This window comes from Gaoshiqia sp. US2, assembly GCF_059705485.1.
The window spans coordinates 941,182-968,124 of sequence record NZ_AP048550.1; the positions used below are offsets into that span (position 1 = coordinate 941,182).

Sequence of the window (26,943 nt, forward strand, 5' to 3'; positions counted from 1 at the left end):
TATTTGCCTGAAAGCAAATAGCTTATAAATGGCTTTTTGTTACTTTTTCTCCCGCTAAGATTACCGGCTCATGGAAAAAGTAACGGGCGGTTCGCCCGTCCTTATTGGGGTCTGTTCTTGCTGATTTGCCCCGTTTCCATTACTTCCCCGTTTTCAACCCGTTCAATCTTTCCGTAACTAAATCCCATCAAAGGAATGGCTATTGTTTCGATATAGGTTTGATATTCTTCATCGGTTTCGTGATTTTTGCCTGTCAGGTTGTTAAAAATGACAGGGATGGAGCAATTATCCTCACTGGTTAAAATTGCTACTGCGTTTTGCCTGATTTCCTGCTTCATGATTATTTGTTGTTTGTATTGTGGGGGATTTCTCCCCCGTGGTCAATGGTTATGCTGACAATCTCTTTTGAATGAGGGGCATGTTCTTTTCGACAAGCTTAATTATCCGGTTGTGGTACTTTGTATTCTCATTACATAGCCCCCTGATCTGGAGTACCTGTAATTTTGCAAGGGAGAGCTCGACGGTCTCTAACCGTTGGTCATTGATACGGGCTGAAAGGATCAGCGAACCGGGTTTGAGGTGGTAATCATTGGTAAAAACACAGTGGTGCAACGCATCGCCTTCCCGCATCACCTCCTCCACACTTTCAAGAACCTGCACCTGAATCAGCCCATCCGTGAACCGGATGCCGAAAAAAGCGGATTTCATTTCCTGAAATTTAGCTTCATCATCCAACGCTTTCTTTCTGGCTTCTTCACGGCGTTGCTGTTCGATAAATTTCATTTTTTTCTTTAAGAACCTGTCGTGTTCGGCTTTAAGGTCAGCCGGGCATACATACCTGGCGTTGTGCAGGTCTTTGCCAAAAAACCGGAGCAAATCCATGTAATCGCACCACAGGGAAGCATCCCCTGGCTTATAGCTGCCACGGATGCAAATACGGATGGATGCCCAGTAATCCGTAATATTGCGGGAGGTATTGCAAGCGAAGAATTTCAACAGTCCTGTTTGCCCGGTTTTCAGCAGGGTTTCGGCTTTGTTCTCCGCCAGTATATATTGGAACAAGTCAAACGGTGTAAGGCCGTAAAAACGTTTTTCATACCCGCTGCGTTTGATTTCCGGGATTAACTTCTGGCATGGATAAACACAGGTCGGGATGATGTTGTACAAGGGCTTTTCGGGACGGATTTCAAGCGGGCTGCCAAAGCTCCACGTATGGACAAAGAACCCCGTTGGCCTCAACCGGGACATTGTTGCATATTTGCCGTCAGGCGCAATCCATCGTTGCACCACTTCCGAATGAAAATAGTGCGCTTTCGCCCCAACCTTTGCCCTGTAATCAATATAAATGAACCGCAATACCTGAAAACCCCCGCAAACCGTAACAATACAGAGGTACTGGTAATCATCGAATACCCGTTGCCTTGTATCTTTAACAACCAGCTTTGTGTTGCACTGCGGGCAGGTGCAATGCTTTTTTGCGGCTTTATCAGTCCATGAATGCCCGCATTCCAGACAGGAAATAACCCCTTTATTTGTCCTGCGCCCGGTATGTTCCATACAGTTCCGGTAGCCCCATTTAACCTGTGCTTCGGTAATGGGGGACAGTTCTTCGCTTAATGCCAAAACTTGTTTCTGAAATTTATTTCGTGGTTTCATCGGTCAAAAATCAAATAAACATGGTTGAATGTTAATCTCTTCTTTTAGGGCTTTTTTTACAGGCTGTTTCAGCTTGTTGTATGCCTCGTCCTGTGCCCGCTGTATGGCATCTTTACGTACCTGCTGTTTTTCTTCTTCAGTCAGTTCCACCACATGGTTGACCACTACATGGCATTCTACCGGGTTGCCGATGTCTATATTGTCTTCATCGTAATAGTGCACCGCCATTGAATAGATTTCTTCATCAGTAAAGCCGTTGCACCCTGATTTTTGCACCGTATTGAGAATGTAGGTAATACAACCGTCCAGGTTCTTTTCAGGTTTGCAGTATTGGCGCGAAAATAATGTATCGTCCTCCGCCCGTTGGTCTAAATAAGCCTTTATAGTGTTTTTGAAATGATTTGATGCTTTCATTTTTTTTGAAATTGTGGGGCAGGGATACTGCCCCGTGTGAAACATTTGTATTAATCCAATCCGAAATAACAGGCTAAACGCTGCTCTTTTGACCTGGGAAATATCCAACCTGCGATTTTTTCTCCCTTAAAAGTCAATCTGTTGTTAAACCGCCCGCCCATCGCTTTGAGTTCTTCCCTGATTGGTTTGGTATCCCTGAAAACTGCGACCGCTTTGGCTGAATACTCAACCATTGTGCAATTTGCCTTGTCTTCTCCTTTGGGGTTATTGGGGGTTGTCCCGTTGAGCTTATTGATGTGTATATTATCTTCGTTCCCTGCGGTATAGGAAAATTCCCCTATCGTGCGGTTCCGGTCATACACGGGTACTTTTTCAATGATCCACCCGTGATATTTGCTTTCTCCCAAATAGTACCCTGCACCCATCGAATACTTTTCCCGGTGTTCGTACTGCTCGTTGTATCCTGCTAACCAAGCTGTTTCTTCAAAGTGTTCGGCATGTTTGCGCATTTCGGAAAAGATGTCCCTTTTGTGCGTGGAAAATCCTAAAATGACGGTGCGCCGGGTACTGCTTGCAAAGTAGTCGGTTTGCATGTCGCTTTCGTCCTGTTTGAGCCGTGCCACGATAACTGCCTGTGCGTTTTCGGGAAATATTCCGGCGAAGCGTTTGCGACCGGCTTCTTTTACTCCTTCCACCCTTGCCCTTTCCCTTTCGGCTTCGTCCGCTTTTGTTTTGGCTTTCTCCTGTGCTTCCTGAAGGAGTATGGCGACCTCAAAAGCGTCCATAAATTCGGGGTTTAAATCATCATAATACCTGCCGATGCCGAATTTTTTGGATAGTGGGTTTAGTATATCCGTTCTGTCCATGTCTCTGGTGCCGGTATTGACAAGATGGTACAGATACCCCCTGTTTTCAATGTGTTCCACCTTACAGACCACGTACCGGGATTCACTCATGGCATAGCCATACCCGATAACAATTTGATTTTCTTTTACCACCTGTACTTCCGTATCTGTGGTAGTTCCCCCAAACAATGAATAATACTTTGCCATAGTTTTAACTGTTAAAAAATTAATGAAACCAGCAAAGCCAGGATAATTAAGAGAACCACGAGAGAGACAAGACAGGAAAGCAGTTGTCTGATGACAGCCCAACCGAGGTATAAGCCCAACATTACCCAAATGAACTCCGTTCCCCATACACAGAACCCCAAAACCACCAAAGCGATTTTTACTACCAATTTTATGTTGATTGGAAGGTAGGCAGATCGTTGTTTCCTGTTTTTTTCAATGCTTCTCATAATTTCTGACTTTTTTTTTATGCCGTATCGGAGCCGGTGAGGAGTGACCGTGTTTCAGGGGCATGGGAAAGTAGTGTTTAGCCGTTGTCAAATTTTTTGCGAACAAATACGCTCGCCCGAAGGGAAAGAGGAAGATTTTTCGCAAAACCGTCAGGCTTGAATTTGCGGCGGCGTAAAGAACACGGAAATACTTTCGCACCTGAACGCGGTTACTCAAACCCGCTTTCCGCATACACCGGCGAACGGGGAAGAAATTATACAGGGAGAAGCATTGGAAAAACTAAACGGTACCCAACCACCGGTTTCAAAAGTAAATCGCAAATAAACTCCAAGGACTATAATGCCTCAAGTGGCCATTACTGTGCCAAGGACTGCCAGCAATATGCTGTATGGCAAATAGTTGAAAACTATTTAGCTACATTTAGCTTCACAAAAGAGGAAACAATAATATATTAAAATATGGAAATTATTAGTCTTGATACAAGGGTTTCCGATTCGCTTGTCAGGCGGGTGGAAACATTGGCTAAAAAAGCCGGGATGTTGGACCAAAAAGACAGGGATATGTCCCTTTCGGACTGGCTGGACAATGAGGACGTGTGCCGGATACTGGGTGTAACCAAGCGCACGCTGCAAAACTACCGCTACAGCGGTATCCTGCCGTATTACCAAATGAGGTATAAGGTCCTTTACAGGCCTGGAGATGTGGAAAGGTTGTTGGATGCTTCACATAAAAATAAAGGTCATGAAAAATAACCTGTTGAATAACTCCGACCCACGGGTGGCAGAACTGTTCAAGCAGTTGGAGCGGGTTAAAGATACCCTTGAACGGTTGGAAAAGGATAACCGTCAAACCTTTGGCAAGGAACGATTTTTAAATGACAGGGAATTGTCGGGAAAATTGAAGTTAAGCCGCCGGGCATTGCAGGACTACCGTGCAGCGGGCATTTTCCCCTACTACCTGATAAACGGTAAGGTTTTATACAAGGAGAGTGAAGTTGAAGAAGTTATCAACGCCGCGCGGAAAAGCGCCCCGGAAATTGAAGACCTGGTATAAAAGATAAAGCAACCCAATTGGTTGCTTTATCTTTTATCGGATTAGCGCTTAATTGAGTATCAGTCCAGTCTGCATCAAATTCCATGGTACAGGCCCATGTACGGCACGCCTTATCACCCACGCCCTGAACACTTCCGCTTTTTCGGAACGGATGCGAAAAGCGAGGGTAACTATCATTTCAAGGTTGTATAATTCAATGGTCTTTCCAGTTGCGGTTTGTTGGTGTAATGCCACATTTTCCTGTTTCAGCAATCCGGCTTTCAGTACGGAGCGGATATGGTTCCCGACAGTCGGAACAAAAGTGCCGAAAAGGTCCGCGATCTGGTATTTTGTAAGCCATACGGTTCCATGGACCGGGTTTACGGTCACGGTATTCCCATTTATATTGATCCTTCCTGTGTTCATGGCTATTATTTTTTTGATTGTTTGTTTTTATTGGGGTTTACTGTTTTGTCCTTTAGCCTGAAATTCTGATTAAGGCTTATACCCACCGGCATCCGCTGATCTTCAAAAAGCGAGTATTTATTGCTGATATTACCGGAGAGGGCTTTCATATCCTCATTTACTTTTGTATCGGTGATACGCGCGTAAACCTGTGTGGTGGTTATAGAACTGTGCCCCATCATCCGGCTGACGGTTTCAATGGGGACGCCCTGCGATAAAGTAATATGTGTCCCGAAGTTATGACGCGCCATGTGGAACGTGATTCGTTCGATATGGCACATCTTTTCTATTTTACGGAAATGGTTGCACATAACAGTCCGTGTTTTTACATTGAATATTTTGCCGCTTTTCCGTTCATGGCGGTATTTTTCAATGATTTGGCGGGGTATCTCCAGCAAGCGGATGTTGCACTCGGTTTTTGTCTTCTGACGGTTTATCTTTATCCATAAACTGCCGTCGGCCCCGGTTTTCAGGTGTTCTTCCGAAAGGTTGAACAAATCGGCGTAAGCCAGGCCGGTGAAGGTCGAAAAGATAAACATATCCCTTGTGTGGCAAAGGCTTTTGCTGTCAATATGCAGGTTCATCAACCGGTCCAGTTCTCCGGCTTTCAGGTGGCGGCATTTGCGTTCGGGCTGTTCCGGGATAAAAGTGACAAAGGGGTCGCGTTTGAGCGTTCCCTGGCTTACCGCACGGCGGACGATCTTTTTCAGGTTGATCAGGTGCCCGGATATCGTGTGCTGCGCCATCAGCCTGTCCTGCCTTAAAAACAGGTCGAAGGCATCGATAAAGGCCAGGCTGAGGCTGCGGAGCGTTACGTCTTCCGTACCGTATTTTTCCCGCAGGAATATTTCCAGTAATTCGTATGTGCGCACATAATGGTCGAGTGTTGCCTGTACCCTGTCCACGCCAACCCGCTTTTGAAATTCCTCATTGTGTTCCTTAAAGAGTTTCATCAGGGTGATTTGTTTCCTGCCGATACCTTTCAATGCGTTTTTTACCAGTTCCGCTGTAACGAAGCCGAGGGATGTACGCAGTTCCCTGTAATGGGCCGTAATTTCTTCTATCAGCTTATCTATGCCCTGGTTGACAAAAATGGCGTTTCTGCTCTTGCCGGTAGCCCGTCCGGCTTTGCCATCCCATACGGATGGGTCAACGGCTATCTTCGTGCCTATCTGCGCCACGCTTGTATCGATGGTTACCCGGCACAAAAGCTGGCACCTACCGTCCTTTTTCGTTTTTGTCCGGTTGATGTAAAACATCACGGCGAACGTGCTGCGGTGTTTACTGCGTCCTTTCAATATTTCTTTGGTTTCCATCATCCTTAATCCGCTAATTGGTATTTGTCGCTTATCCGTTCTTCAAGCTTGCCCATGTCCTCGCTGATCTTATCGTTGGTGATTTTCGCATAGATACGGGTGGAACGCAGGTCGCTGTGCCCCAGCATCCGGCTCACCGTTTCAATAGGGACTCCCTGTGACAGCGTGATTTCGCTCGCGTAGGTGTGCCTGCCCATGTGGAAGATAAGCCGTTTTTTTATCCCGCATATTTGGCCGATTTTCTTCAGGTTAACGTTTAGTTTGCCACAACTCAACATTAAGAGCAATTTTCCTTCAGGGGCCAGGGCCCTGTACTTTTTGATGATCTGTAAAGGAAATTCCAGCAAGGGGATTTCGCAGGGTGTCCCTGTTTTCTGCCGGGTGGTTTTAATCCAGATCACCCCGTCTTCTGCTTTATACAAATCTTTTTCCGAAAGATTGCACATATCCCGGTAGGCAAGCCCGGTAAAACAGGAAAACAGGAACATATCCCGTGTCAGGTAGCGGTTTGGATGGTCCAAAGGAGTGTTCATGATCTTATCCAATTCGGCACGGGTAAGGTATTTTTGTTGCGGTTTGGGACGTTCCGGCGCGTAGTTGATGAAGGGGTCGCTGGTTGTGATGCCTTCGCAAACCGCATACTTAATCATTTTCCGCATCCGGGTTACGATTCCCAGGATCGTATTCGGTTTTAACTGTAATTCCACGCGCAGGTAAAAGTCATAACTGTTGATGAAAGCATCGTCCAATGCGGAAAACGGGACATCCGAAACTTTAAATTTATGTTTCAGGAAGTTTTTAAGATGACGCAGGGCATTTTCATATTCAAAGCTCGTGTGGGAAGTGCGGTTTACCCCAACCCGCTTGGCGAAATTCGTGTTATGCTTTTCAAAATACTTCACCAGCGTTTCCTGTTCGGAGGCAATGCCTGAAAAAGCATTTTTCACTTGTTCCGCCGTTGCTTTTTCTTTGACGGCGACAATCTCCTGGTAATGGTAACTGACGGATAGGCGTATTTTGTCCAGTTGCCCGTTGATTTCAACAGCTTGTTTGCTCTTGCCTTTACAACGTCCGAAAGGGGTATCCCAGAGGGATATGGGTACGTTCATCTTGGTGCTGAATTGCACCATTGTTTTGCCGACGGTAAGACGTCCCATGATGGGGCATGTCCCGTCGGGTTTTCCCTCATTCTTTTTGAGGTAAAATGATAATTTGACTGCTTGTTTCATAACCCTGTTTTTAAATTTTAAAATTAACTGTTACAGAGTCATTTGTAGTTATGCAAAATGCAGCGTGTCAGCACATAAGGCACCGGTTAGCGCTTGTTTTTCAACCTTTTTGCCGATGACCGTTAAAGATTGTCGATCTTTCGCAGGAGAAAGGTTGATGAACTGCTTTATTTCAGGCTTTCCGGCGTTCTTTATTTTCTTTTCCACAACAACCCAAAGGGCAATACATAGGTAATGGAAATTCTGCCTTAGTGCGTGTTATCCTTCCATTTCAGGGGTTGGAAGAATATAGTGAAATAACGCAGTTATACTCTAATAGCCAGCACTTTGTATTTAATTATCTGAGGTTTTCTTTTTGAGTAATACATTTGCCACCTCGGTTACCCTGGCCAATGGGGTTCCTATTGAAACGGTTTCAAAAATGCTGGGACACAGTTCCCTGAAAACAACTCAAATTTATGCCCGGATTGTAGATTCGAAAATTTCAAAGGATATGGCCATATTGAAATTGAGATTAGAGGAAAAATTACCATCGATGCCGTAAGACCGGAGTGATTTACGTTTTTTCAGAAGAACCAACCGAGACCCGTTCCGCTTCCCCGGGAGAAACGAAAAAAAGGGGTGGAGAAATTTTCATTTCGGCGCAACGCCCGGGTTACGGTTTACACCACCGTCAACAGCACCGTACCATAAGAGAACCGGCCGCTTTCGGGCACCATCAGCAGGATCCGGTCACCCGCTTGCAGACGCCGGGATTTGGCCAGCTCATTCAGGGCGGCAAATATGGAAGCGGAGGCGATGTTCCCGATCTCAGTGAGGTTGGTGAACCATTTTCGGGGGCCCAGGTCAATTCCCCTGGCTTCAATTTCTTCGGCTAACTTGCCGTAGAAAAACATGGAAGAAACATGGGGGATGACGTAATCGATTTCCGAGTCGTTTGTCCCGTGTTTTTGCAGGCAGTATTCAAGATGATCGACCCAGTAACGGATAATGTTGGGCTTTAACAGGCGAATATCCTGTTTGACCGTGAATACAGAGCGCTTAATTAAATCCTGACTTTCAAATTCCTTCCAGCTGATCAGTTCCCCGTCATCCCGGAGTTCGGCGCCCATGAACATGCAGGTGGGAAGCTGGTTGGCATAGGAGGTCATTTCAATCCAGCCGATTTTAAACGACAGGCCCGCCTCATTTTTTGTATCCGACAGCAAAACGGCGCTGGCGCCATCGCTCAGCATAAAGCGCAGAAAATCTTTTTCAAAAGCCATGTACGGATCTTCACCCGCATGGGCACAGTGTTCGTATTCCTCTTCGTAGTTTTTTGACAATAAGGTGGGAGAAGCCAGTTCGGACGTGGAGCATATCGCTTTTTTGGATAGGCCTGAAAGGACCGACATAAAGCTGATCTTTAACGCCTGCAGGCAGGTCAGGCAAACCCCGGAAACGGAATACAGTTCCATCGGCCTGTTTTTCATCAGCCCGTGCACCATCGAGGCATGAGACGGCAACAATTGGTCGGGGTTGCCCGTGGCGCATGCCAGCACACCAATATCATCGGGGATTTTCCCGGCGGGAAAAAGTTCCTTCACGGCAAGGTATGCCAGTTCCGCGTTGGTGTGCGTGATCTTTTGATTTTCATCCAGCGCGTAATACCGGCACCTGATCCCGTTTTGCTTTAACACGATGCGCTTCACCCTGGACGGCCTGGAGTTGATCAGACCGAGATATTGTTCCATCTCGTCGTTGTAAACAGGTAAATTCGGGAGGAATTTGCCTGAAGCTGTAATAAAAACATCTGCATTCATTTGAATAAATTATACTGGTTAGTATGTAAAAATAATAATTTTTTTACATATGAATGCAGTAAACCGGCTTAAGATTTCAGCTTCAGTTGTTTGTAGATGTCCTGGTAAATGGAAAATAACTCATCGGTATTCAGCCCGTAGGAGAGACACCGGTCGAAGGCAAGCCCCAAAAAACAGCTCCGGAAAAGGACGGCATACCGCCTGGCATCCACCTGTTTTATTTCTTTGGTTTGAATGGCCCGCTGAATCACTTTTTCCCACAGGTCCACTTCTTCTGCCGCATGCCGGGTCATGATCTCTGAAAAGTTGGGATAGATGCGTGACGCCTGCAGGTATAAGGAGAAATAGTTCTTGTAGATATTGACAACCGACAACGATAACATCTTCGACATGACCTTGTTTATTCCGTTGATATACTGGCTGATAAACTGGTTCAAGGATAAATCATCCGGCAGATCAAATTTCTCCAGGGGATTCTGTGTTTTTACAATGTAGGTATCAATGACCTGGTTAAAGATGTCCTCCTTGTTTTCAAAAAAGTAAAATATGGCGCCCCTGGTTTTGCCTACCGCTTCCTCCAGGTCAGAAATACTTACTTTTTCAAAATTGTGATTTAAAAACAATTTGAAAGCTTCTTCGATGATTCGGTCTTTTGTTGTCATAAGCGTACGGGTCTGTCAGTTGCAAACTTACACAAAAACCATGACCTGATAACAAGCTTCAGGATCAGCAGGCAGGGGTGTGGTTTTTCTGATGTTTATCAATGTGTTTTGTTTATGTAATTTATTTTTATACATTTGAATACCAAATGTACGGTATTTTTTAATACGATTCGTGAAGTACTCGCTTTTTGCTAAGTGACAAGCCCCTGGTGTGTTCTTTAGTCTGCATTTAACTGAAGTTAACCGTAAAAAAAGCATGTGAATGACTGCCCGGGTGCTGAAAGTAACCCGATAATCACCCCCTCTTGTGTCGCGGCAGAGATGTTTACTGGTCCCGTGAAGCATTTAACCTGAAAAATCTTTGCAATGGATAAAAAAAGGATTTTTAAACCGGGAAATGACTTTGGCCCCTCCGGCAGATACGCTGCGGGTGAACGGAAATGGCATATCTTTTACCTGCGTCCGCGGGCTGAAAAGCTGGTTTATAAAAATCTCACGAACCTGGACTATGACGTGTTTTTACCGACAGTGGCCTCACTAAGGACCTGGAAAAACAGGCAGACGAAAAAAATCGAATGTCCGCTGTTCCCGAATTACATTTTCGTGTACAGCTATGTGCACGAGTTGTATGCTATCCGGTCCCTTCCGCGCGTGGTGACCTTTCTTTCCTGTAACGGGAGACCATCGGTGCTTTCGGGGAAGGAGATCGAAGGTGTCAGGAGCATGCTGGGCCTTGAACGGAGGGTCACCGTTGAAAGGGGTTTCTTAAAAGGTGAATTCGTCAGGATCGTGTCCGGCCCATTGGCGGGATATGAAGGCGTGCTTGTCAGGCAGCATGGCAAAACCCGCTTCGGTATCCGGCTGGAGGCCATCAATCATACCGTATTTATTGATATCAAACGGTCAGCGCTGGAACGACGCTGAATGTCCCCAAAATACCCGGAAGAAAACCGGCAACCTGTCCCAGCCTGCGGGAGAAGACTCAACAGGCGGTGAAAGACGATTTAATGGAAACCATGCAGCTATGAAAAAATACAGCCTGTACGATGTCGTTTTTAAATTGCGGCCCCTGCCCAAAAAGCTCACTGAAAAGCAATATGTTAACGAGTTGATTGCGGCCGTTGACGAGCGCCTGACCATAACGGAACACCGGTATCGGTATTTGCTGTTAAATGCCGGCCATACAGCAGACCATCTGTACTTTGTTGAAAAAGGGATTGCCCGCTGTTTCTATTTTGATGAAAATGCCGGGCGGGAAGTGACCCCGATCATCTGGAAGGAACAAAGTATCGTCTGCGATCCGGTTAGCTTCTTCCAGCGGAAACCCTCGGAGATGAATATCGAAGTGATGCCGGGCAGCCTGTTGATCTCCATCTCGTACCTTCAGTTGCAGGATCTTTACCAGGTATTTCCGGAGGCGGAGATTTTCTCGCGTTGTGTTTCCCTGCAGTACGTTTGTTATTTTGCACAGCGGGCCCACCAACTGGCGGGTGCTTCGGCCTGGGAACGCTACCTGCATTTGCTGGCCGCCAACCCGGGAGTCGAATTAAGCCTGTCGAAAGAGATTATCGCTTCTTATCTGAACATCACCCCGCAAACATTCAGTCGGATGCTTCAGAAGCACGGGCATCCATGACTTTAATGCTGCCTTCTGTCCGGTATTGATCCCTGAGATGTTTTGACTGGTTTTTTGAATAAACGGGAGATATCCGCCTTCCGGGCCAAAGGCTTGTATGTTTACAGAAGACTGTGAACCGTTGAAATTCAACTCCGGCCTGAGTCGGATAGCCCCCGGACAGCTGTTTTTACAAATAGGTGATATTCAGTATTATTTGAAGCCTGTTTCAGTTTTTTCTTAACCTGGGTCAAGTTTTTACTTATCCCATGTCAAGTCAATTCTTGCCCTATGATAAGTTTTTTCTTATCCTATGATAAGGTATTTCTTATCCCAGGATAAGTCACTTCTTAACTTAGGACAAGCAGAAAGAGCGACCGCTTGTCTAACTTTGGTACAACACCGACACTGTAAAAACGGGATTTTAAAAACGGTTTAAAAAGTTTGATCCATGAGAACGTTCCTGCCCAAATACCGTGAGCTCATGATCCGGACGGCCGGTTACCTGTACGTGCTGCTTTTTGTGTATGCGGCCGTAAGTAAGTTGCTGGATTTTGAAGACTTCCGGGTGCAGCTGGCCCAGTCGCCTTTGCTGAGCGCCTATGCCGGGCTGACCGCCCCGGCTGTGATCGGCCTGGAATTGCTGCTGGCCCTGTTGCTGTGCTTCCGGTCCACCCGGCTTGCCGGACTGTACGGTTCTTTCTTTTTAATGGTCGCCTTTACAGTCTATATTTACCTGATTTTGAATTTTAGCGATTTTGTTCCCTGCTCGTGTGGGGGCATTATCGAACAACTGGGCTGGACCGAACACCTGGTGTTTAATGTCGCCTTTGCCGCCCTGGCCCTGCTGGCCATCCTGCTTTTGGAAAACGACAAAAACACCCGTGCCGGTGTGGTGGCGCTTAAAAGCGTACTGCCGGCTGTCGCTTCGGCCGGCCTTGTTGTAGGGCTCTTTTTATCGTCGGAGCATATCATCAAAAAGGAAAACAACTTTATTCGCCGGTTCGGGCAACACCCCATCCGGGATGAAAAAGCCTTTGACCTGGGCGCCAACTCGTACTATTTTGCCGGGATCGACGGCGGGCAAATCTACCTGGGCAATACAACCGCCCCGCATGTATTAACCGGCATCGACACCGCTTTGACAACGATAAAAGCCATTAAAATACAGTTGGACAATACGGAACACCGCTTTCGTTTTATCCGTGCACAGGTACAGCCGCCCCATTTTTACCTGTACGACGGGACGGTGCCGGTGATTTACCGGGGACAGTTGGGCGATTCGCTGGCCCGCACCGTCAGTTTCGAAGACTGTTATTTCTCGCAGTTGCAGGTGGTTGATTCGCTGACTTTTGCTTTCAGGGCCCAGAGCAGCCAAAGCAAAGCACAGGTATTGGGACGGCTCAGCCCGGGCCGGGAGCCGAAAGTAATCCTGAACGAAACACTGCTGGAAAAGCAGGTGGACGGCATGTTCGATACCGACGGCTGGTTGCTGGGTGATGATGTGACCGGGGAGCTGATTTATGTATATACCTACCGCAACCGGATCCTGGTGATGGATGAAGAACTGAATTTGTTGCGTAAACTGCATACCATCGACACCATAACAAGGGCGCGGGTACAGGTGCGCACACTCCCGGACGGGAGGCACAAAATGGACGCGCCCCCTTTACAGGTAAATAAAACACCGGCGGTACACGGGCAGGTGCTGTTTAACCGGTCCATGCTCATGGGAAAGTTCGAATCCTGGGAGCTGTGGAAACGGGCAGCCGTTGTCGACCTGTACCGGACCGGTAAACAGGAATACCTGGGCAGCTTTTATGTATATCACCGCGGGAAAGACAAGCTGTCCGGGATGTTGGCCACGGAGAAACACCTGTTTGTTTTGCGTGGCAGCGAACTGGTGCGTTACCGTTTTGCGCAGGCGGTGGCGCGGCATTTCACGGCAGGGGAAGCCGAAAACCTGGAACAGAGTAGGCAATAATTTAATTTTTCGACAAACATGAAAAAGTTAAAAAGTCTCTATCTGCCGGCTGCCATTGTACTGATGGGAGTGGGCGCCGCTTTGGCAAGCCACAGTACAAAAAGTTCGGATGATGACCTGAAAACCGGTTATTATATCGACAATTCTACCAGTCAGTGTGTTGAATCACCGAAAACGTGTTCGACCGAACCCGGCAATATCTGTACATGGACAGACCCTTCAACCAGTACCAGTCACAACCTGCGACAGCTTGATGGTACCAGTTGCGGAGCTTTACTGTTCGAACCGGTAGTGCCTTAGCAGTTAGGGAAGGCGTTCTACGGGGCGCCCTCCCTTTTTATCCCTTCTTCAATCCATCCGGTATCTGTTTCTTCCCCCTTTAAAAAATAGCCGAACCAGTCCAGAATGCGGGTGGTCAGGTCAAATTGATTCTGCAGCTTTTGCAGGCCATGTCCCTCGTTTTTATAAAACAGCGCGATCACATCTTTTTTATTCCTGCGCAGGGCGTTGTAAAAGGCCATGGAGTGGTCGCTGGTTACATTCTGGTCATCCAGTCCTGACCATAACAGCACAGGTGCATTCACTTTTTCCGCATGATAAAGCGGGTTGTTTTTAAAATACAGGCCTTTATCGGATGAGAAAGGCTTTCCCAATCTGTAGTTGTTGGCTTCAATCCGCACATGATCAGGAAAACGAAAGTTATAATTAAAGGCATGGGAAGCCCAAATGAGATCGCTGTGGCCGGAGCCGGAGACATAAGCAGCAAAACGTCCGGAGCGCGTAGCAATGTAACTGGTTTCATAGCCACCAAAGGAGTGCCCGATCAAGCCGGGCCGGTGTTGATCGATCAGCGGGTTGCGGGCCAAGGCATCCAGGGCATGGTTCACACAATCCAAAGCATCGATGCCCGGTCCCGCTTTTCCCTGTATCAGGATATCCGGCAAATACACAAAATACCCGTTTTCAAGCAGCAGCCTGATGTTAAAGCCCAGGCTTTCGTAATACGAAGGGTACGGGTACCGGTTAGCCAGGCGGTATTGCTTTTCGTAAATATGCACCACCATGGGGTATTGTTTTGAATGATCGAAGTTTAACGGGTAATACAAAATACCTTTCAGGGGAATACTGTCGCTGTTGGTATAAGAAATGATCTCCTGTTTCAGTGACAAAACGGCTGTATCCTGCGGGTTGCTTTGGTACAGCGCCTGTTCCGGTTTGCCCGTCACTTTGTAAACCAACCGGGGCGGCAGGTTGTAATCTTCTTCCAGCCAGGAAAAACAGGTAAACGACGGGTTGTAGTTCAGGTTTTGGATACGTTTGGCCGTCGGGGCTACAATTGTCTTATACTGGCCATCTTTCCATAAGATGTAAGTACTCCTGTTTTCTGACGGCTCATACAGCTTAATCACCAAAGGCTTATCCGGGCTGACTGTCTTTTCAAATAAGTTAAACCCCGGCAAGGTCGTGCGTGAAGTTCCGTTCAGGATTGTTGTTTGATATCCTTCGAAACTGTTCCATTGTACAAGTTCTTTTTGCTCCGGGTCATAACGCCACAGCCCGCCATCGCCGTCAAACAGCACCGTTTTGTCATCAGCCTCAAAATAAGGTGTTTTCAGCTGGGCACCACCAACCGTCTCTGCGGTGCCGGATGGGATGTGGTAAACCTGCCAGGTGTTGTTTTTAAAGTACAGGGCATAGTGGCCATTGGGGGAAGTATATAACCGGGAGGAGATGGTATCAATCACCGTGTAAGTATCACTTATCCGGTCGTAGCGGCAGATTTTCAGCGGTGCATTTTCCCGGGTATAATCCTCTAACAGATAAGGGTCAATGCTCAAAAAAAAACGTTCATTCCCGATGTTGGCGCTTTTGGTGAGCTGCTTGTTTCCCAACGGTTGAAGCTTTTTGTTTTTCGGTTCCCAGACATAACAGACCTCCCGGGTAGACGGAAGAAATTTCTCTTTCAACCGGTTATCGTTACCATACCAGATATCAACCGGAGAAGTGTCATCTTTCGGCTGGTGTATCCACAGTCGTAAAAAATAAGTACTCCCTTCGCTGATCACATCGGTAAAGGCCCGCTGAAATGACATGGAAGTTATCTCGTTTAAGGACCAGGCGGTTTTTGTATTGAAGTCCAGGTACAGTACTTCAGGGGACGAACCTTCCGGGTTTTGCTGGTGGACCATCATCCCTTGCTGGTTGGCATCGACTTCCAGGGAAGTAATTTTTTGGGACGTTGTGTACACCTTTTCTGTTGTTTTTCCTTTGAGCCGGAAAACATCAAAAACAGGTTCCGGGTTTTCAGTGACCGCGTAGATGTTTCCATTTCCGGTAAGGTAGAACTGGCTTACATGCTCCAGGGTATTTAGAAGCGCTCCGTTGGTGTCACGCAGTTCCAGCCTGTTGTTTTCGTCTTTGCCATAATGCAGCACCAGTTGATTTTTGCCTTTCAGCACCTGCATGCGCTGCAGGCAGGTAAAATAACGGCTTGTTTGCCTGTTCAGGTCCAGTAATTCTGTTTGCAGTTCACCGGATAAGAGCAGGTGGGTGTTCCCAACAAAGGCCATGTTCCTGACCTTTTGCCGGCAGGCGGCGATTTTAGGCTTACCGGCCTGCCGGAGGTCAAACAACAGTACGGTGTCCTTGTCCAGGTCGTTTGGGTCACGGGCAGGTACCCAGCTTCGTTTGCGTAAAACCAGCCAGTTCCCGTCGTCCGGCATCAGCGGGGATGCCAGTGTGTGAAAGGTTTCCGAAAACAGGCGGCTTTGGTTGTCATACCGGCTTTGCCCGGTTGATTCCCGGCCTGCCGCAAAGAGCAGGCACAGGAATAACAGGAACAAGGAATACATGGACTTTATCATCAGTAACCGGGGTTTTGCGGGTGAAGGTTTGAATTAAGCAACAACTCGCTTTGCGGCAGCGGCCAAAGCTTTTTATCATCATCCCAGTTGGTTTTCAGGGAGCTTAGTTCATCCAGGCGGCCCAGGCGTTTGAGATCGAAAAAACGGTGGCCGAACTCGCAGAAAAACTCGCGGCGTTTTTCTGCCAGCAATTCCGTGATGAAAGCTTCGCCCGATAATGAAGCCAATGCTTCGAGCCCGGCCCTTTCGCGGGTGGCATTCAGGTAAGGCAGGGCATCATCCGGGCGGTTTTGCCGGGCCAAAGCTTCGGCCAGGATAAAATACACCTCTTCGAGCCGGAAGATCACGGAATATTCATTGGTGTTGGTCCCGTTTGTCCGGTTTTTGTATTTAAACGGGCGGTGCCAGGAACTGCCGCTAACGGTGACTACTGCCATCCACGTCTGCCGGCGAAGGTCATTGTTTGCAAAGGAACCCAGCAGATCCGTTGTCAGGGCATAGGCATTGGGCGCCGCACCCGTGAAATAATAGAAGGACGCTTCCCGTGTGGCATCCCCGCTGTTTTGCGGTTTCAACTGCCAGAGGATATGGCTGCCGCTTTTATTAAACACTTCGTTTAGATCAGCCTGGAACCGGTATAAGGGCGATTGCAGGATGCCTTCGGCCGTTTGTTCCGCCAGCTCCCATTCTCCCTGGAGCAAATAAATACGTGAAAGAAGCAGTTCGGCTGCTTTGCGGTTGGGATAAATGCGTTCGGTATCGCGGTATTCGTCTTTCAAAAGGGAAACGGCTTCGGTCAGGTCAAGCGCCAGTTGCTCCAAAACGGCCTCTGCCCCGGTTTTGCTTAAACTCCGGTTGTATTCGTAGTCGGGGCTGGCCGTATAAGGGATATCGCCAAAAAGCTGCTGCAGGTAAAAGTAAATCAACGAGCGGAGAAAGAGGGCTTCGCCTTTGATCCGGTTTTTATCGGCGCCGGACAGGGCCATTGAATGTTCTGCGCCGTTAAGAATGGAGTTGGCATAGTAAATTTGCTGGTAAGCGGTCTTCCAGACACTTGCTATGTAAGTGTTGGTTTGCTGGGGTTGGCTTCGGTAAATATCCATTACCCCGTTCTGGTCATTCAGGTAGCAATCCAGCTCATCAGCAAAAGAGGCGGCCAGGGTGCTGATGGTATAATACCCGGCGCCGGAGATAACCGACTGGTCGCGCAGACCGGCGTATAAACCTGCCAGTGCGGCATTGGCGGTCTGGACATCTTCAAAAACCTGTGCCGTGCCCAGTTGGTTGGTGGGATCGTTTACCTCGACCAACTCTTCGCAGGAGGCCAGGAGCAGCGCCCCGAGGAAGAAATAGAGATATCTTTTTTTCATGTTGTCATTTTTTAGTGATGTGTGTTTCAGTATTCAGTATTCAATGTTCAGTGCACTCTTCAAAGTCCCCTTCAGGGGATTTAGGGGTAAAAGAACTTTTCGAAGCAGGCTCAGTGATCGGTATTCAGTAACCAGTAACCAATGCCCAGTCTTCGGTATTGGAAAATTGAATCCCGATCATTTAAAATCATATTTCATCTGTCTCATCTGCGTTCCATACCTTTTTCTAAAAGTTTAGCTGGACACCGAACGACCAGGTTTTCAGGGGAGGCAAAAAGCCGGTCAGAACAAACTCCGGGTCCACGCCGAAATAATCCGTTATCGTCAGCAGGTTTTGGCCCTGCACGTAAAACCGGATATCCTGTACATATTTGTTTATCGGTAGCCGGTAACCCAGCTGGACATTTTTGAGCCGGATAAAGGAAGCATCGCCGACGGTGGCCGTACTGCCCCTGAAATACCCCAATAATTGGTAGATCGCCGGGTGGGCGCCTGTCGTATAGGGCATGTACCGGCCGTCCGGATTGGTTTCAGACCATACATCCAGCAATTCCACCGGTTGGTTATACATCACCCCGGGATTGGGCAACAGCGCATGATAGTCCTGCTGCCGTTGGTTGACAAACTGGAACAAAAACGAAAACTCCCATTGTTTGTAAGTGATCTGGTTTGACCAGCCTCCGAAATACTTCACGCCCACTTTTTCGATCACCTTGTTATCATCGGGTGAAGTGATGGCCCCGTCGGTATTGTAATCGGTAAAGACATACAGGCCGGTTTCGGGATCGATGCCCTCGTAGTTATACACCTTCATAATGGAGGTTGGATACCCCACCACGTACTGGTTGGCATAGGTGGAGCCTTCCAGCCCCGGAAAGGACACCAGCTTGTTTTTCGGGAAACTGATGTTAAAGCTGCTGTTCCAGTTGAACCGGCCAGTTTTTACAGGTGTGGCGCTGAGTTCCAGTTCCAGCCCCTTGTTTTCCACCGTGGCAGGCAGGTTGGCCTGGATACTGGCAAAGCCGGTAGTGGCCGGCAGGGGGATGCCCACCAGTTGGTTGCCCGAACGGTTGCGGTACCAGGCGGCGCTGAGCCGGATGAGGTCTTTCAGGAAGCCCAGTTCCAGTGCCGCTTCAATTTTGGTTGTTTTTTCCCAGCTAAAATACGGGTTGTGCAGCCGGGAAGGGTTCAGGGCTACGCTGCCCCCGTAACCGGTACTGCTCACCGTGTAGGTGTCCAGGTACTGGTAGTCGCCAATCAGGTCGCTGCCGGTTGTCCCGTAACTGCCACGCAGTTTTCCAAAGCTGAACCAGTGACTGCCCGACAAAAAACTTTCTTCGCTGAAAAGCCAGGCGGCTCCCACGGCCCCGAAGCTGGCAAAACGTTTGTCAGGGCCGAAACGGCTGGAACCATCGCGGCGCCCGGTCAGGTTCAGGATATAGCGGTTTTTGTACTGGTAATTGATGCGCCCGAATACCGCGGCGTATTTGTATTCCGTCTCCTGGTCCTGTGCAACGGTCACCTTTTTGGCAGCAGCCATGTTGGTGATCAGGGCATTGGTATCGAAGCCAACACCCGACAGGCGCAAAGCTGAAGTGGTTGTTTGCTGGTACGTGCCGCCGATCAAGACATCCAGCTGATGGCCGTTAAAGCTGCGGGCATACTGCAACTGGGGTTCGGCCAGGTAAGAAAACCGCTGGCTCCGGCTTTTTGATGCATTGGAACTGGCAGGGGTTATACCAAAGGAGGGGTTATAGATGGTACTGGGACGTAGCACAAGCTCCTCAAAAAACTGGTGGTTGATCCCCCCGTTCAGCCTGGCATATAGAGAAGGAAACAGTTCGTAGCCCAGGTTCAGGTTGATGTTAAAGCTTTTGCTGTCGTTGCCGTAAGTGCTTTCGTAAGCTGCCACGGGATTGGTAAAGGTGTTGTTTTCCCAGTTCAGGCTGCCGTCTTCCTGGTACAAAGCGGGGGCATTGGGACTGAGCCGCAGGGCCTGGCTGGTGATATCGGTTTCAATCAGATTATTCGATTGGACTGAAAACTGCGCGGAGACGTTCAGGGCCAGCCGCTTGTCGCCGGAGCGGTGGCTCAGGTTTCCCGATACGTTATCGGTTTTGTAGCGGAAATCATCAGAGAAAACCGTGGTTTGCCGGTTGTGGCTGCCGCTGATCAGAAAGCTGGTGTTTTCGCTGCCCCCGCTTAGTGAAAGCTGCACGTTGGTATTGACGGCCGTTTTGCCAATCAGTTCATCCTGCCAGTCGGTGTAGCGCTCCTGGTCCCAGACACCATTCACATCATAGGCGTTGGCGGGATAGTTGGCGATACCGTCGTTGATATAAGCCTGCCGGCGCATGTCCAGGTATTGCTCCGTGTTCATCAGTTCCATTTGGTTGGCTACCCGGCTGATTCCGTAACTGCTGTTGATGCTAAAGGATGTTCTACGCGCGGCCTTTCCTTTTTTTGTGGTAACCAGGATCACCCCGTTGGCGCCACGCGAACCGTAAATGGCCGTGGCATCGGCATCTTTTAAAATTTCGATGCTTTCAATATCATTGGGGTTAATGGCCGCAAGCGGGCTGATTTCGGTGTAAGGCAAAATGCCACCGGATAAAGAAGAACTGCCCTCTGCGCTTACCGGTACCCCGTCGATAATGTACATGGGGTAGTTGCCGGCGCGGCGCAGGCTGTTGGTTCCGCGGATCTGTATGCTGTAGCCGCCGCCGGGTACCCCGCTACCCTGGGTGATGCTCACCCCGGCCATACGGCCCTGCACCGACGAAAGCACATTGCTCACCGGCTGGTTTTCCAGCTCTTTGACCGTTACCCGGGCAATGCTGCCGGTACGCTCCCGGTCTTTCACGGTGTAATAGCCCGCGTTAATGGTGACCTCCGAAAGGGTGGTCACATCTTCCTGCAGTTGGACATCGATTTGTGTTTGTTCGCCAACCACTACTTCGCGGATTTTAAAGCCGACAAAAGAAAAGGAAATTACGGCCCCTGCCGGTACGTTTTTGAGCACATAAATCCCGTCGGAGGCGGTAGTGGTGCCGGTAAGGCTGCCTTTGATAATGATGGTAACCCCGGGCAAGGGCTGGCCGGCCCCGTCGGTGACTGTCCCGCTGACGGTGACTACCTTGTTTTGCAACTGGTTGGCAGCCTGCACCGGGCTACCGGCCGGCAGGCTTAAAAATGCCAGTACTACCGGCAACAGCAGGCTGTAAAGCCAATACTTTGTTTTTTGTTTTTGATTTTTGGGTTTATTCTTCATCTGTTCATTTGTTTAAGTTTGGTTGTTCTTGATTGATTTGCTTTTCGGGAAAAACCGAAATACAGGTTAAACACAAAGACACCAAGCCACAACGGATTTGTGATCCGGTAAATGAATCCGTGCCTTTGTATCTTTATACCCTCGTGCCCTCGTGTTTAAATTGACGGGGAGGGTCGGGAAAAGGCATGGCAAGGCCAGGAAGCAGAAATTGGGTTTCATACTTTTAGGATTTTTTTTGGATGATTGGATGGTTAAAACCCCCGGGCTTTGGGAAAATCCCGGAGGTTTACAAACGGGGGAGATATAGCCCCTGTATTTACGGGGCGCGTCGGGGAAACAGAAAGCGTTTAAAGCAAGGCATGATGGATTTTGTTTAATATTGTTATTGAAACCAGCTATTTGAACCCATGTTTCCTTTAAGTTTATCCTTCCGGGTTTCTTTTCAAAGGAAATAAGTTTGAAAGAGTTAATAAAAATAATGCTGCTTATAATTATTGATTTTGCACAAATAATTATCATCATAATCAGGATTTTACTATTTTCGTTATACCTTTCTATCAAATAAAAAATGGAAACAAAAGAAAAACCTTCGAAACACACACACCACGGACATGCCATCAAACGGATCCGTCATACCCTGGGAATCAAACAGGATGCTTTAGCCATTGACCTGGGGATCAGTCAGGCTCAAATCTCCGCTTATGAGCAGAAGAAAGTGATTGAAGACAATATGATTGAAAAGTTCGCCAAGGCCTTAAATGTGGTTCCCGAGTTTATTAAAGAACTGGAAGAGGATCCGGTAACGGTAATTATTGAGAATAATACCTTTGAAAAAGGAAGCGGGGCTTGCTTTAATACAATCCACAACAATCCTGACCCCGTTGAGCGAATAATGGAGCTTGCCAAAGAAAAAACAGCTCTTTACGAACGCATGCTTGAGTTGGAGAAAGAGAAGAATGCGCTGCTGGAGAAGTTGTTGAAGGAGAGGAAATAATCTATTGCGAAAGCAGTAGCGTTAGTTCATGTTTGTTGGGCTTATGGGAAAGAAGTAAATATGAGGGATGACTTCTTAGGTTCCAATATCTTTATTACCGGGTAAAGAAAAATCCTGACTGATGGTTTGATGTGAGTGAGGAGCGTATAAAGATACTTTCCGGATTTGGAAGAATATATTTCACTTTTCACCCGACAAAACGGAAATATATTTCATAGTAAATTTACACAGACGTTAGCGTTCATTGTAAAAAGACAAAAACCAACGACAGAATAATATGGTATTTTTGCTGCATAAAGACAAAAAAGAAAATATGGAAATAGCCACCGCACAAATGGCACATTTGGTTTTTGCCGACACACAGCCAAACGCTGAAAAAACCAAAAGAGCCATTTCTTGCCAACGCTCGATTGAAAGATAACGATATGACAAAAGATAAGAACCAAAATCCTGAACAAATAGCCAGAGACAAAATCGACAAAATGTTGATTGATGCCGGTTGGATTGTTCAATCAAAAAATGAAGTTGACTTAGGAGCTGGCAGAGGTGTTGCGTTAAGAGAATATCAGGCAGAAACAAAGTTTGCCGATTATGTGCTATTCGTGGATAAAAAACCTGTTGGAATTATTGAAGCAAAAAAAGAAGACGAAGGACATAAACTTACCGTTGCCGAAGACCAAGCTAAAGAATACTCATTGGCAAAACTTAAATATTTAGACAACGACCCTTTGCCTTTTGTATTTGAAAGCACTGGTACAATTACACGATTTAGAGATACACGAGACCCAAAGCCAAGAGGAAGAAGTATTTTTTGGTTTTACAGACCTGAAACACTTGCAGAATGGCTACAAAAAGATAAAAGTTTACGGACAAGATTATTAGATATTCCAGTTTTAATTGAAGCAGGGCTTCGCCCTGCTCAGATTAAGGCTATTAATAATCTTGAGCAATCTTTTAAAAAGAACAAGCCCAAAGCCTTAATACAAATGGCTACGGGAGCTGGTAAAACATTTACTGCCTGTACATTTGTGTATCGCTTATTGGAACACGCCAAAGCCAAACGTATTTTATTTTTGGTTGACACCAAAAATTTAGGAGAACAGGCGGAACAGGAATTTATGGCTTTTGTACCCAATGACAGCAACCGCAAATTCACTGAGTTTTATAATGTTCAACGGCTTACTTCAAGCTACATTGCATCAGATAGCCAGGTTTGTATTTCTACAATTCAACGAATGTACGCCATTTTGAAAGGCGAAGAATTAGACGAAGGAGCAGAAGATACTAACCCGAATGAATCAACTTGGATGGAACAACAGCGTAATAAAAAACAGGCATTGCCTGTTGAATATTCTGCTAAAGTTCCTATTGAACAATTCGATTTTATTGTAATTGACGAGTGCCACCGCTCTATTTACAATCTTTGGAAACAGGTTTTAGATTATTTTGATGCTTTCCTTATTGGCTTAACAGCCACGCCCGACAAAAGAACATTTGGTTTTTTTGAGGAAAATGTGGTGAGTGAATATACTTATGAAGAATCGGTTTTAGATGGCGTAAATGTTCCTTATGATGTTTACAATATTGAAACGGAAATTTCGAAAAAAGGAAGCGTAATAAAAGCAGGTTGGTTTGTAGACAGACGAGACAAACTAACGAGAAAAACCCGTTGGACTCAAGAAGATGAAGACACCGAATATGTAACGAACGATTTGGATAAAAAAGTGGTTAATCCAAGCCAGATAAGAAATATTATACGCCAATTTAATAAAGCATTACAAACAGAAATTTTCCCAAATAGAAAAGATGAAAACGGAGAATATGAAGTTCCCAAAACATTAGTTTTTGCTAAAACCGACAGCCACGCCGATGATATTATAAAAATAATTCGTGAAGAGTTTGACGAAGGCGATGACTTCTGCAAAAAACTAACTTACAAAATTCAAGAAGACCCAAAATCAGTGTTGAATCGTTTTCGCAATTCCTATTATCCTCGCATTGCTGTTACCGTTGATATGATTGCAACAGGCACCGACGTAAAACCTTTGGAAGTGCTACTGTTTATGCGTGATGTAAAAAGCACCAACTACTTTGAACAAATGAAAGGGCGAGGAACCCGCACCATAAGCAAAGACAGTTTGCAGTTGGTTTCAAAAACGGCAAAAGTAAAAACCCATTTTATTATTGTTGATGCAGTTGGTGTAACAAAATCGAAAAAAACCGACAGCCGACCATTGGAACGTAAACCCACCGTGGCGTTAAAAGATTTGCTGGGAGCTGTAACAATGGGAGTTGCCGAGGAAGATTTGTTTCTTTCGCTGGCAAACCGCTTAATCCGGTTAGAAAAGGAAATTACCGACAAAGAAAAAGAAAAATTACTGGAACATTCAAAAGGCAAAAACCTAAAACAAATAAGCAAGGAATTATTATCTGCTTTTGATAAAGACGAAATTGAAGAAAAGGCAAAGCCAATCATTGAATCAATTCCAATACAAGACCGCACCCCAGAAAAGGAAGAACAAGCAAGGCAACAGGCTCAAAAAGAGTTGATTAATCAAGCAGCTTCATCATTTAACGGAAAGCTAAACGATTACATTGAAAAAGTGCGTATTGAACACGAGCAAATTATCGACAGCCATAATATTGATAAAGTAACCAAAGCTGAATGGGATACTACTTCGGTGGATAAAGCCAAAGAAATTGTAAAAGATTTTAGCGAATATCTGGAAGCCAACCAAGATGAGATAAAAGCACTCACTATTTTTTACAAACAACCATATAACCGACGTAACATTACTTTTAAAATGATACAGGAGGTTTCAGCAAAACTAAAATTAGATAAGCCGATGCTTGCCCCCGATTATATTTGGGCTGCATACAGCCAATTGGAAGATGTGAAAAGCAAACAACCCATTGACGAATTAACAGCATTGGTTTCGTTGATTCGCCGTGCTTGTGGCATTGACAAAGAATTGAAAGCCTTTGATACCACCATTGACGAAAACTTTAAAAACTGGATTTTTAAACAAAATGCAGGAAAGCACAACCGCTTTACTGCCGAGCAAATGGACTGGCTGCGTGAGCTGAAAAACCACGTAGTAAATTCGTACCACATTGAAATTGAAGACCTCGACTATACCCCCTTTGACGAAAAAGGCGGACGTGGCAAAATGTACCAACTCTTTGGTGCCGAAATGAACGATATTATTAACGAACTTAACGAGGTATTAGCAGCATAATGAGAGAAGATTGGATTGAAGTAGAATTGGGAGAAGTTTGCTTTACTACCTCTGGAGGTACTCCTTCAAGAAACAATATTGAATTTTATCAAGGTTCAATTCCTTGGGTAAAATCAGGTGAATTGGATAAAGGTATCATTTACGATACAGAAGAACATATTTCAGAAGAAGCAGTTAAAAAATCAAGTGCAAAAATTTTTCCCGAAGGCACTTTATTGATTGCATTGTACGGTGCAACGATTGGCAAACTTGCATTTTTAGGTGTTGAAGCTGCAACAAATCAAGCTATTTGTGGTATTTATAAGAATAAAGCCTTCGAATCTAAATACTTGTATAATTTTCTCTTAAACAGAAAACAAAAGTTAATATCACAAGGGACTGGTGGAGCTCAACCCAATATAAGTCAAACTATTTTAAAGAAATTAGAAATACCCCTCGCCCCCCTTCCCATTCAACGAGCGATAGTTTCCAAAATCGAAGCCCTGTTTTCCGATTTAGACAACGGCATAGCCAATTTTAAAAAAGCACAAGAGCAATTAAAAATATACCGCCAAGCGGTGTTGAAAAAGGCGTTTGAGGGCGAACTCACCAAAGAATGGCGTGTAAAGACGCAACACCTTGCGTCTCAGGGCAAGGCAGAGCCACTGCCCACAGCCGAAGAACTTTTAAAACAAATAAAAGAAGAACGCCAAAACCATTACAACCAACAAGTTGAAGAATGGAAAAAAGCGGTAAAGGAATGGGCGAAAAATGGGAAGAAAGGAAAAAAGCCTACAATACCGAAAAAATGGAATGAGATTGAACCTTTAACTGATGAAGAACTTAAAACCCTTTTTGAATTACAAGAAGGAATTGCATGGAGAAAAATTGGTGAAACTTGTGCCGTAAAAGGGGGGAAAAGATTACCCAAAGGACAAGATTTCTCCAAAGAAAAAACACCCTATAATTATATTATGGCAGGCAATCTTAAAAATGGAACTGTTATAAATGAAGTAAATTATATAAACAAGGTAACTTATGATGAATTATACCATTACAGGGTAAATAAAGGTGATGTGTATATTACGATTGTTGGTGCTTGTATTGGTGATGCAGGTGTTATACCAGAATATCATCATTTATCAATTTTAACTGAAAATGCGGCTAAAATTATTTGCACTTCAAGTTTATCAAGTAAATATATTTCATATTGGTTAAATTCCTTAGTTGCACAAATTAAGATAAAACAAAGTGTTTTTTCTATGACTTTGGGTAAGTTGGCACTTAGTAGGATAGAGGAAATTGAGTTTCCTTTGTGCTCATTAGAAGAACAAACCCAAATCGTCGCCGAAATAGAACGCCGTTTATCGGTATGCGACAAAATGGAGCAAAGCCTCAAAGAAAGCATAGAAAAAGCCGAAGCCCTTCGCCAAAGCATTCTTAAAAAAGCCTTTGAGGGCAAACTACTAAGTCAAGCCGAAATTGAGCAATGTAAACAAGCCGCAGACTACGAGCCTGCCAGCGTATTGCTCAAAAAAATACAAGCCGAAAAATTGGCAAAAGAACAAGAGCAGAAAAAAGTAACTGCAAAAAAGAAAAGCAAGAAATAATATGGATTTGTCGAAATACAACCCCAATAGGCAATTTTTACTTTACAAAACCGATAGCGGTGATATAAAGGTAGATGTTTTGCTGCAAAACGAAACCATTTGGTTGCCACAAAGCAAAATAGCCGAACTTTTTGAGGTAC

Annotated in this window: 23 protein-coding genes; 10 read left to right on the top strand and 13 right to left on the bottom strand. The window is 46.0% G+C overall.

Features of this window, described 5'->3' with window-relative positions:
• Positions 1-101 precede the first annotated feature (101 nt).
• From AC6H3C_RS03620 to AC6H3C_RS03635, 4 genes are read right to left on the bottom strand one after another with little or no spacing between them, the layout of a single operon-like run.
• On the bottom strand, positions 102-338 hold the full coding sequence (locus tag AC6H3C_RS03620) for a DUF7688 family protein (RefSeq protein ID WP_497519318.1): 237 nt from the start codon (positions 336-338) through the stop codon (positions 102-104).
• Positions 339-387: 49 nt separating this feature from the next.
• A complete protein-coding gene (locus AC6H3C_RS03625; RefSeq protein ID WP_497519319.1) occupies positions 388-1,656 on the bottom strand; it encodes a PcfJ domain-containing protein in 1,269 nt (422 codons plus the stop codon).
• Between the two features lie 3 nt (positions 1,657-1,659).
• Positions 1,660-2,070, bottom strand: coding sequence for a PcfK-like family protein (locus tag AC6H3C_RS03630; protein ID WP_497519321.1), 411 nt, complete (start codon positions 2,068-2,070; stop codon positions 1,660-1,662).
• A gap of 50 nt (positions 2,071-2,120) precedes the next feature.
• Entirely contained in the window at positions 2,121-3,122 is a 1,002-nt protein-coding gene (locus AC6H3C_RS03635) for a hypothetical protein (RefSeq protein ID WP_497519323.1), read from the bottom strand.
• 707 nt (positions 3,123-3,829) lie between these two features.
• On the opposite strand from AC6H3C_RS03635, the gene AC6H3C_RS03640 reads away from it, so the two are divergent.
• Both AC6H3C_RS03640 and AC6H3C_RS03645 read left to right on the top strand, forming a co-directional pair.
• Positions 3,830-4,123, top strand: a complete 294-nt coding sequence (locus AC6H3C_RS03640; RefSeq protein WP_497519324.1) for a helix-turn-helix domain-containing protein — start codon at positions 3,830-3,832, stop codon at positions 4,121-4,123.
• Positions 4,113-4,424, top strand: coding sequence for a helix-turn-helix transcriptional regulator (locus tag AC6H3C_RS03645; RefSeq protein ID WP_497519326.1), 312 nt, complete (start codon positions 4,113-4,115; stop codon positions 4,422-4,424). The genes AC6H3C_RS03640 and AC6H3C_RS03645 overlap by 11 nt, the downstream gene beginning before the upstream one ends.
• Before the next feature lie 48 nt (positions 4,425-4,472).
• Here the strand turns inward: AC6H3C_RS03645 and AC6H3C_RS03650 are convergent, their stop codons facing one another.
• From AC6H3C_RS03650 to AC6H3C_RS03665, 4 genes are read right to left on the bottom strand one after another with little or no spacing between them, the layout of a single operon-like run.
• Positions 4,473-4,829, bottom strand: a complete 357-nt coding sequence (locus AC6H3C_RS03650) for a virulence RhuM family protein (protein WP_497519327.1) — start codon at positions 4,827-4,829, stop codon at positions 4,473-4,475.
• Between the two features lie 5 nt (positions 4,830-4,834).
• A complete protein-coding gene (locus AC6H3C_RS03655; RefSeq protein WP_497519329.1) occupies positions 4,835-6,187 on the bottom strand; it encodes a site-specific integrase in 1,353 nt (450 codons plus the stop codon).
• Between the two features lie 2 nt (positions 6,188-6,189).
• Positions 6,190-7,413 carry a site-specific integrase gene (locus AC6H3C_RS03660; protein ID WP_497518051.1) on the bottom strand — a complete coding sequence of 408 codons (1,224 nt, stop codon included), beginning with the start codon at positions 7,411-7,413 and terminating at the stop codon, positions 6,190-6,192.
• Between the two features lie 48 nt (positions 7,414-7,461).
• Entirely contained in the window at positions 7,462-7,620 is a 159-nt protein-coding gene (locus AC6H3C_RS03665; protein WP_497518053.1) for a hypothetical protein, read from the bottom strand.
• 148 nt (positions 7,621-7,768) lie between these two features.
• Here AC6H3C_RS03665 and AC6H3C_RS03670 point away from each other — a divergent pair, with 148 nt between their 5' ends.
• The gene (locus AC6H3C_RS03670) at positions 7,769-7,957 is read left to right on the top strand and encodes a hypothetical protein (protein WP_497519331.1); all 189 of its coding nucleotides are present in this window, start codon (positions 7,769-7,771) and stop codon (positions 7,955-7,957) included.
• A gap of 118 nt (positions 7,958-8,075) precedes the next feature.
• Here the strand turns inward: AC6H3C_RS03670 and AC6H3C_RS03675 are convergent, their stop codons facing one another.
• Positions 8,076-9,215, bottom strand: a complete 1,140-nt coding sequence (locus AC6H3C_RS03675) for a StlD/DarB family beta-ketosynthase (protein ID WP_497519332.1) — start codon at positions 9,213-9,215, stop codon at positions 8,076-8,078.
• Between the two features lie 68 nt (positions 9,216-9,283).
• The gene (locus tag AC6H3C_RS03680; protein WP_497519334.1) at positions 9,284-9,877 is read right to left on the bottom strand and encodes a TetR/AcrR family transcriptional regulator; all 594 of its coding nucleotides are present in this window, start codon (positions 9,875-9,877) and stop codon (positions 9,284-9,286) included.
• Between the two features lie 366 nt (positions 9,878-10,243).
• On the opposite strand from AC6H3C_RS03680, the gene AC6H3C_RS03685 reads away from it, so the two are divergent.
• From AC6H3C_RS03685 to AC6H3C_RS03700, 4 genes are all read left to right on the top strand, one after another.
• A complete protein-coding gene (locus AC6H3C_RS03685) occupies positions 10,244-10,801 on the top strand; it encodes a UpxY family transcription antiterminator (RefSeq protein WP_497519335.1) in 558 nt (185 codons plus the stop codon).
• A gap of 100 nt (positions 10,802-10,901) precedes the next feature.
• Entirely contained in the window at positions 10,902-11,513 is a 612-nt protein-coding gene (locus tag AC6H3C_RS03690; protein WP_497519337.1) for a Crp/Fnr family transcriptional regulator, read from the top strand.
• A gap of 430 nt (positions 11,514-11,943) precedes the next feature.
• Positions 11,944-13,476, top strand: a complete 1,533-nt coding sequence (locus tag AC6H3C_RS03695; protein WP_497519338.1) for a MauE/DoxX family redox-associated membrane protein — start codon at positions 11,944-11,946, stop codon at positions 13,474-13,476.
• 18 nt (positions 13,477-13,494) lie between these two features.
• Positions 13,495-13,776: a DUF6520 family protein gene (locus tag AC6H3C_RS03700; protein WP_497519339.1), complete on the top strand. Its 282-nt coding sequence runs from the start codon at positions 13,495-13,497 to the stop codon at positions 13,774-13,776.
• A 17-nt stretch (positions 13,777-13,793) separates the two neighbouring features.
• Here the strand turns inward: AC6H3C_RS03700 and AC6H3C_RS03705 are convergent, their stop codons facing one another.
• From AC6H3C_RS03705 to AC6H3C_RS03715, 3 genes are all read right to left on the bottom strand, one after another.
• A complete protein-coding gene (locus AC6H3C_RS03705) occupies positions 13,794-16,340 on the bottom strand; it encodes an alpha/beta hydrolase family protein (protein ID WP_497519341.1) in 2,547 nt (848 codons plus the stop codon).
• Positions 16,340-17,710: a RagB/SusD family nutrient uptake outer membrane protein gene (locus AC6H3C_RS03710; protein ID WP_497519342.1), complete on the bottom strand. Its 1,371-nt coding sequence runs from the start codon at positions 17,708-17,710 to the stop codon at positions 16,340-16,342. The genes AC6H3C_RS03705 and AC6H3C_RS03710 overlap by 1 nt, the downstream gene beginning before the upstream one ends.
• A gap of 226 nt (positions 17,711-17,936) precedes the next feature.
• Positions 17,937-20,981 (bottom strand): SusC/RagA family TonB-linked outer membrane protein, encoded by a 3,045-nt coding sequence (locus tag AC6H3C_RS03715; RefSeq protein ID WP_497519344.1) that lies wholly within the window; start codon positions 20,979-20,981, stop codon positions 17,937-17,939.
• A 568-nt stretch (positions 20,982-21,549) separates the two neighbouring features.
• Between AC6H3C_RS03715 and AC6H3C_RS03720 the strand changes: the two genes are divergently transcribed.
• From AC6H3C_RS03720 to AC6H3C_RS03730, 3 genes are all read left to right on the top strand, one after another.
• Positions 21,550-21,975 carry a helix-turn-helix domain-containing protein gene (locus AC6H3C_RS03720; RefSeq protein WP_497519345.1) on the top strand — a complete coding sequence of 142 codons (426 nt, stop codon included), beginning with the start codon at positions 21,550-21,552 and terminating at the stop codon, positions 21,973-21,975.
• A gap of 425 nt (positions 21,976-22,400) precedes the next feature.
• Complete coding sequence (locus AC6H3C_RS03725) at positions 22,401-25,214, top strand: type I restriction endonuclease subunit R (RefSeq protein ID WP_497519346.1); 2,814 nt, start codon at positions 22,401-22,403, stop codon at positions 25,212-25,214.
• The gene (locus AC6H3C_RS03730; RefSeq protein ID WP_497519348.1) at positions 25,214-26,803 is read left to right on the top strand and encodes a restriction endonuclease subunit S; all 1,590 of its coding nucleotides are present in this window, start codon (positions 25,214-25,216) and stop codon (positions 26,801-26,803) included. The genes AC6H3C_RS03725 and AC6H3C_RS03730 overlap by 1 nt, the downstream gene beginning before the upstream one ends.
• Positions 26,804-26,943: the final 140 nt, after the last annotated feature.

Coding starts and splice junctions, on each gene's coding strand:
- AC6H3C_RS03645 (WP_497519326.1), top strand. CDS start 4,113: ATGAAAAATAACCTGTTGAATAACTCCGACCCACGGGTGGCAGAACTG.
- AC6H3C_RS03695 (WP_497519338.1), top strand. CDS start 11,944: ATGAGAACGTTCCTGCCCAAATACCGTGAGCTCATGATCCGGACGGCC.
- AC6H3C_RS03705 (WP_497519341.1), bottom strand. CDS start 16,340: ATGATAAAGTCCATGTATTCCTTGTTCCTGTTATTCCTGTGCCTGCTC.
- AC6H3C_RS03720 (WP_497519345.1), top strand. CDS start 21,550: ATGGAAACAAAAGAAAAACCTTCGAAACACACACACCACGGACATGCC.
- AC6H3C_RS03650 (WP_497519327.1), bottom strand. CDS start 4,829: ATGAACACAGGAAGGATCAATATAAATGGGAATACCGTGACCGTAAAC.
- AC6H3C_RS03715 (WP_497519344.1), bottom strand. CDS start 20,981: ATGAAGAATAAACCCAAAAATCAAAAACAAAAAACAAAGTATTGGCTT.
- AC6H3C_RS03640 (WP_497519324.1), top strand. CDS start 3,830: ATGGAAATTATTAGTCTTGATACAAGGGTTTCCGATTCGCTTGTCAGG.
- AC6H3C_RS03730 (WP_497519348.1), top strand. CDS start 25,214: ATGAGAGAAGATTGGATTGAAGTAGAATTGGGAGAAGTTTGCTTTACT.
- AC6H3C_RS03630 (WP_497519321.1), bottom strand. CDS start 2,070: ATGAAAGCATCAAATCATTTCAAAAACACTATAAAGGCTTATTTAGAC.
- AC6H3C_RS03620 (WP_497519318.1), bottom strand. CDS start 338: ATGAAGCAGGAAATCAGGCAAAACGCAGTAGCAATTTTAACCAGTGAG.
- AC6H3C_RS03660 (WP_497518051.1), bottom strand. CDS start 7,413: ATGAAACAAGCAGTCAAATTATCATTTTACCTCAAAAAGAATGAGGGA.
- AC6H3C_RS03710 (WP_497519342.1), bottom strand. CDS start 17,710: ATGAAAAAAAGATATCTCTATTTCTTCCTCGGGGCGCTGCTCCTGGCC.
- AC6H3C_RS03700 (WP_497519339.1), top strand. CDS start 13,495: ATGAAAAAGTTAAAAAGTCTCTATCTGCCGGCTGCCATTGTACTGATG.
- AC6H3C_RS03625 (WP_497519319.1), bottom strand. CDS start 1,656: ATGAAACCACGAAATAAATTTCAGAAACAAGTTTTGGCATTAAGCGAA.
- AC6H3C_RS03675 (WP_497519332.1), bottom strand. CDS start 9,215: ATGAATGCAGATGTTTTTATTACAGCTTCAGGCAAATTCCTCCCGAAT.
- AC6H3C_RS03690 (WP_497519337.1), top strand. CDS start 10,902: ATGAAAAAATACAGCCTGTACGATGTCGTTTTTAAATTGCGGCCCCTG.
- AC6H3C_RS03680 (WP_497519334.1), bottom strand. CDS start 9,877: ATGACAACAAAAGACCGAATCATCGAAGAAGCTTTCAAATTGTTTTTA.
- AC6H3C_RS03685 (WP_497519335.1), top strand. CDS start 10,244: ATGGATAAAAAAAGGATTTTTAAACCGGGAAATGACTTTGGCCCCTCC.
- AC6H3C_RS03655 (WP_497519329.1), bottom strand. CDS start 6,187: ATGATGGAAACCAAAGAAATATTGAAAGGACGCAGTAAACACCGCAGC.
- AC6H3C_RS03725 (WP_497519346.1), top strand. CDS start 22,401: ATGACAAAAGATAAGAACCAAAATCCTGAACAAATAGCCAGAGACAAA.
- AC6H3C_RS03635 (WP_497519323.1), bottom strand. CDS start 3,122: ATGGCAAAGTATTATTCATTGTTTGGGGGAACTACCACAGATACGGAA.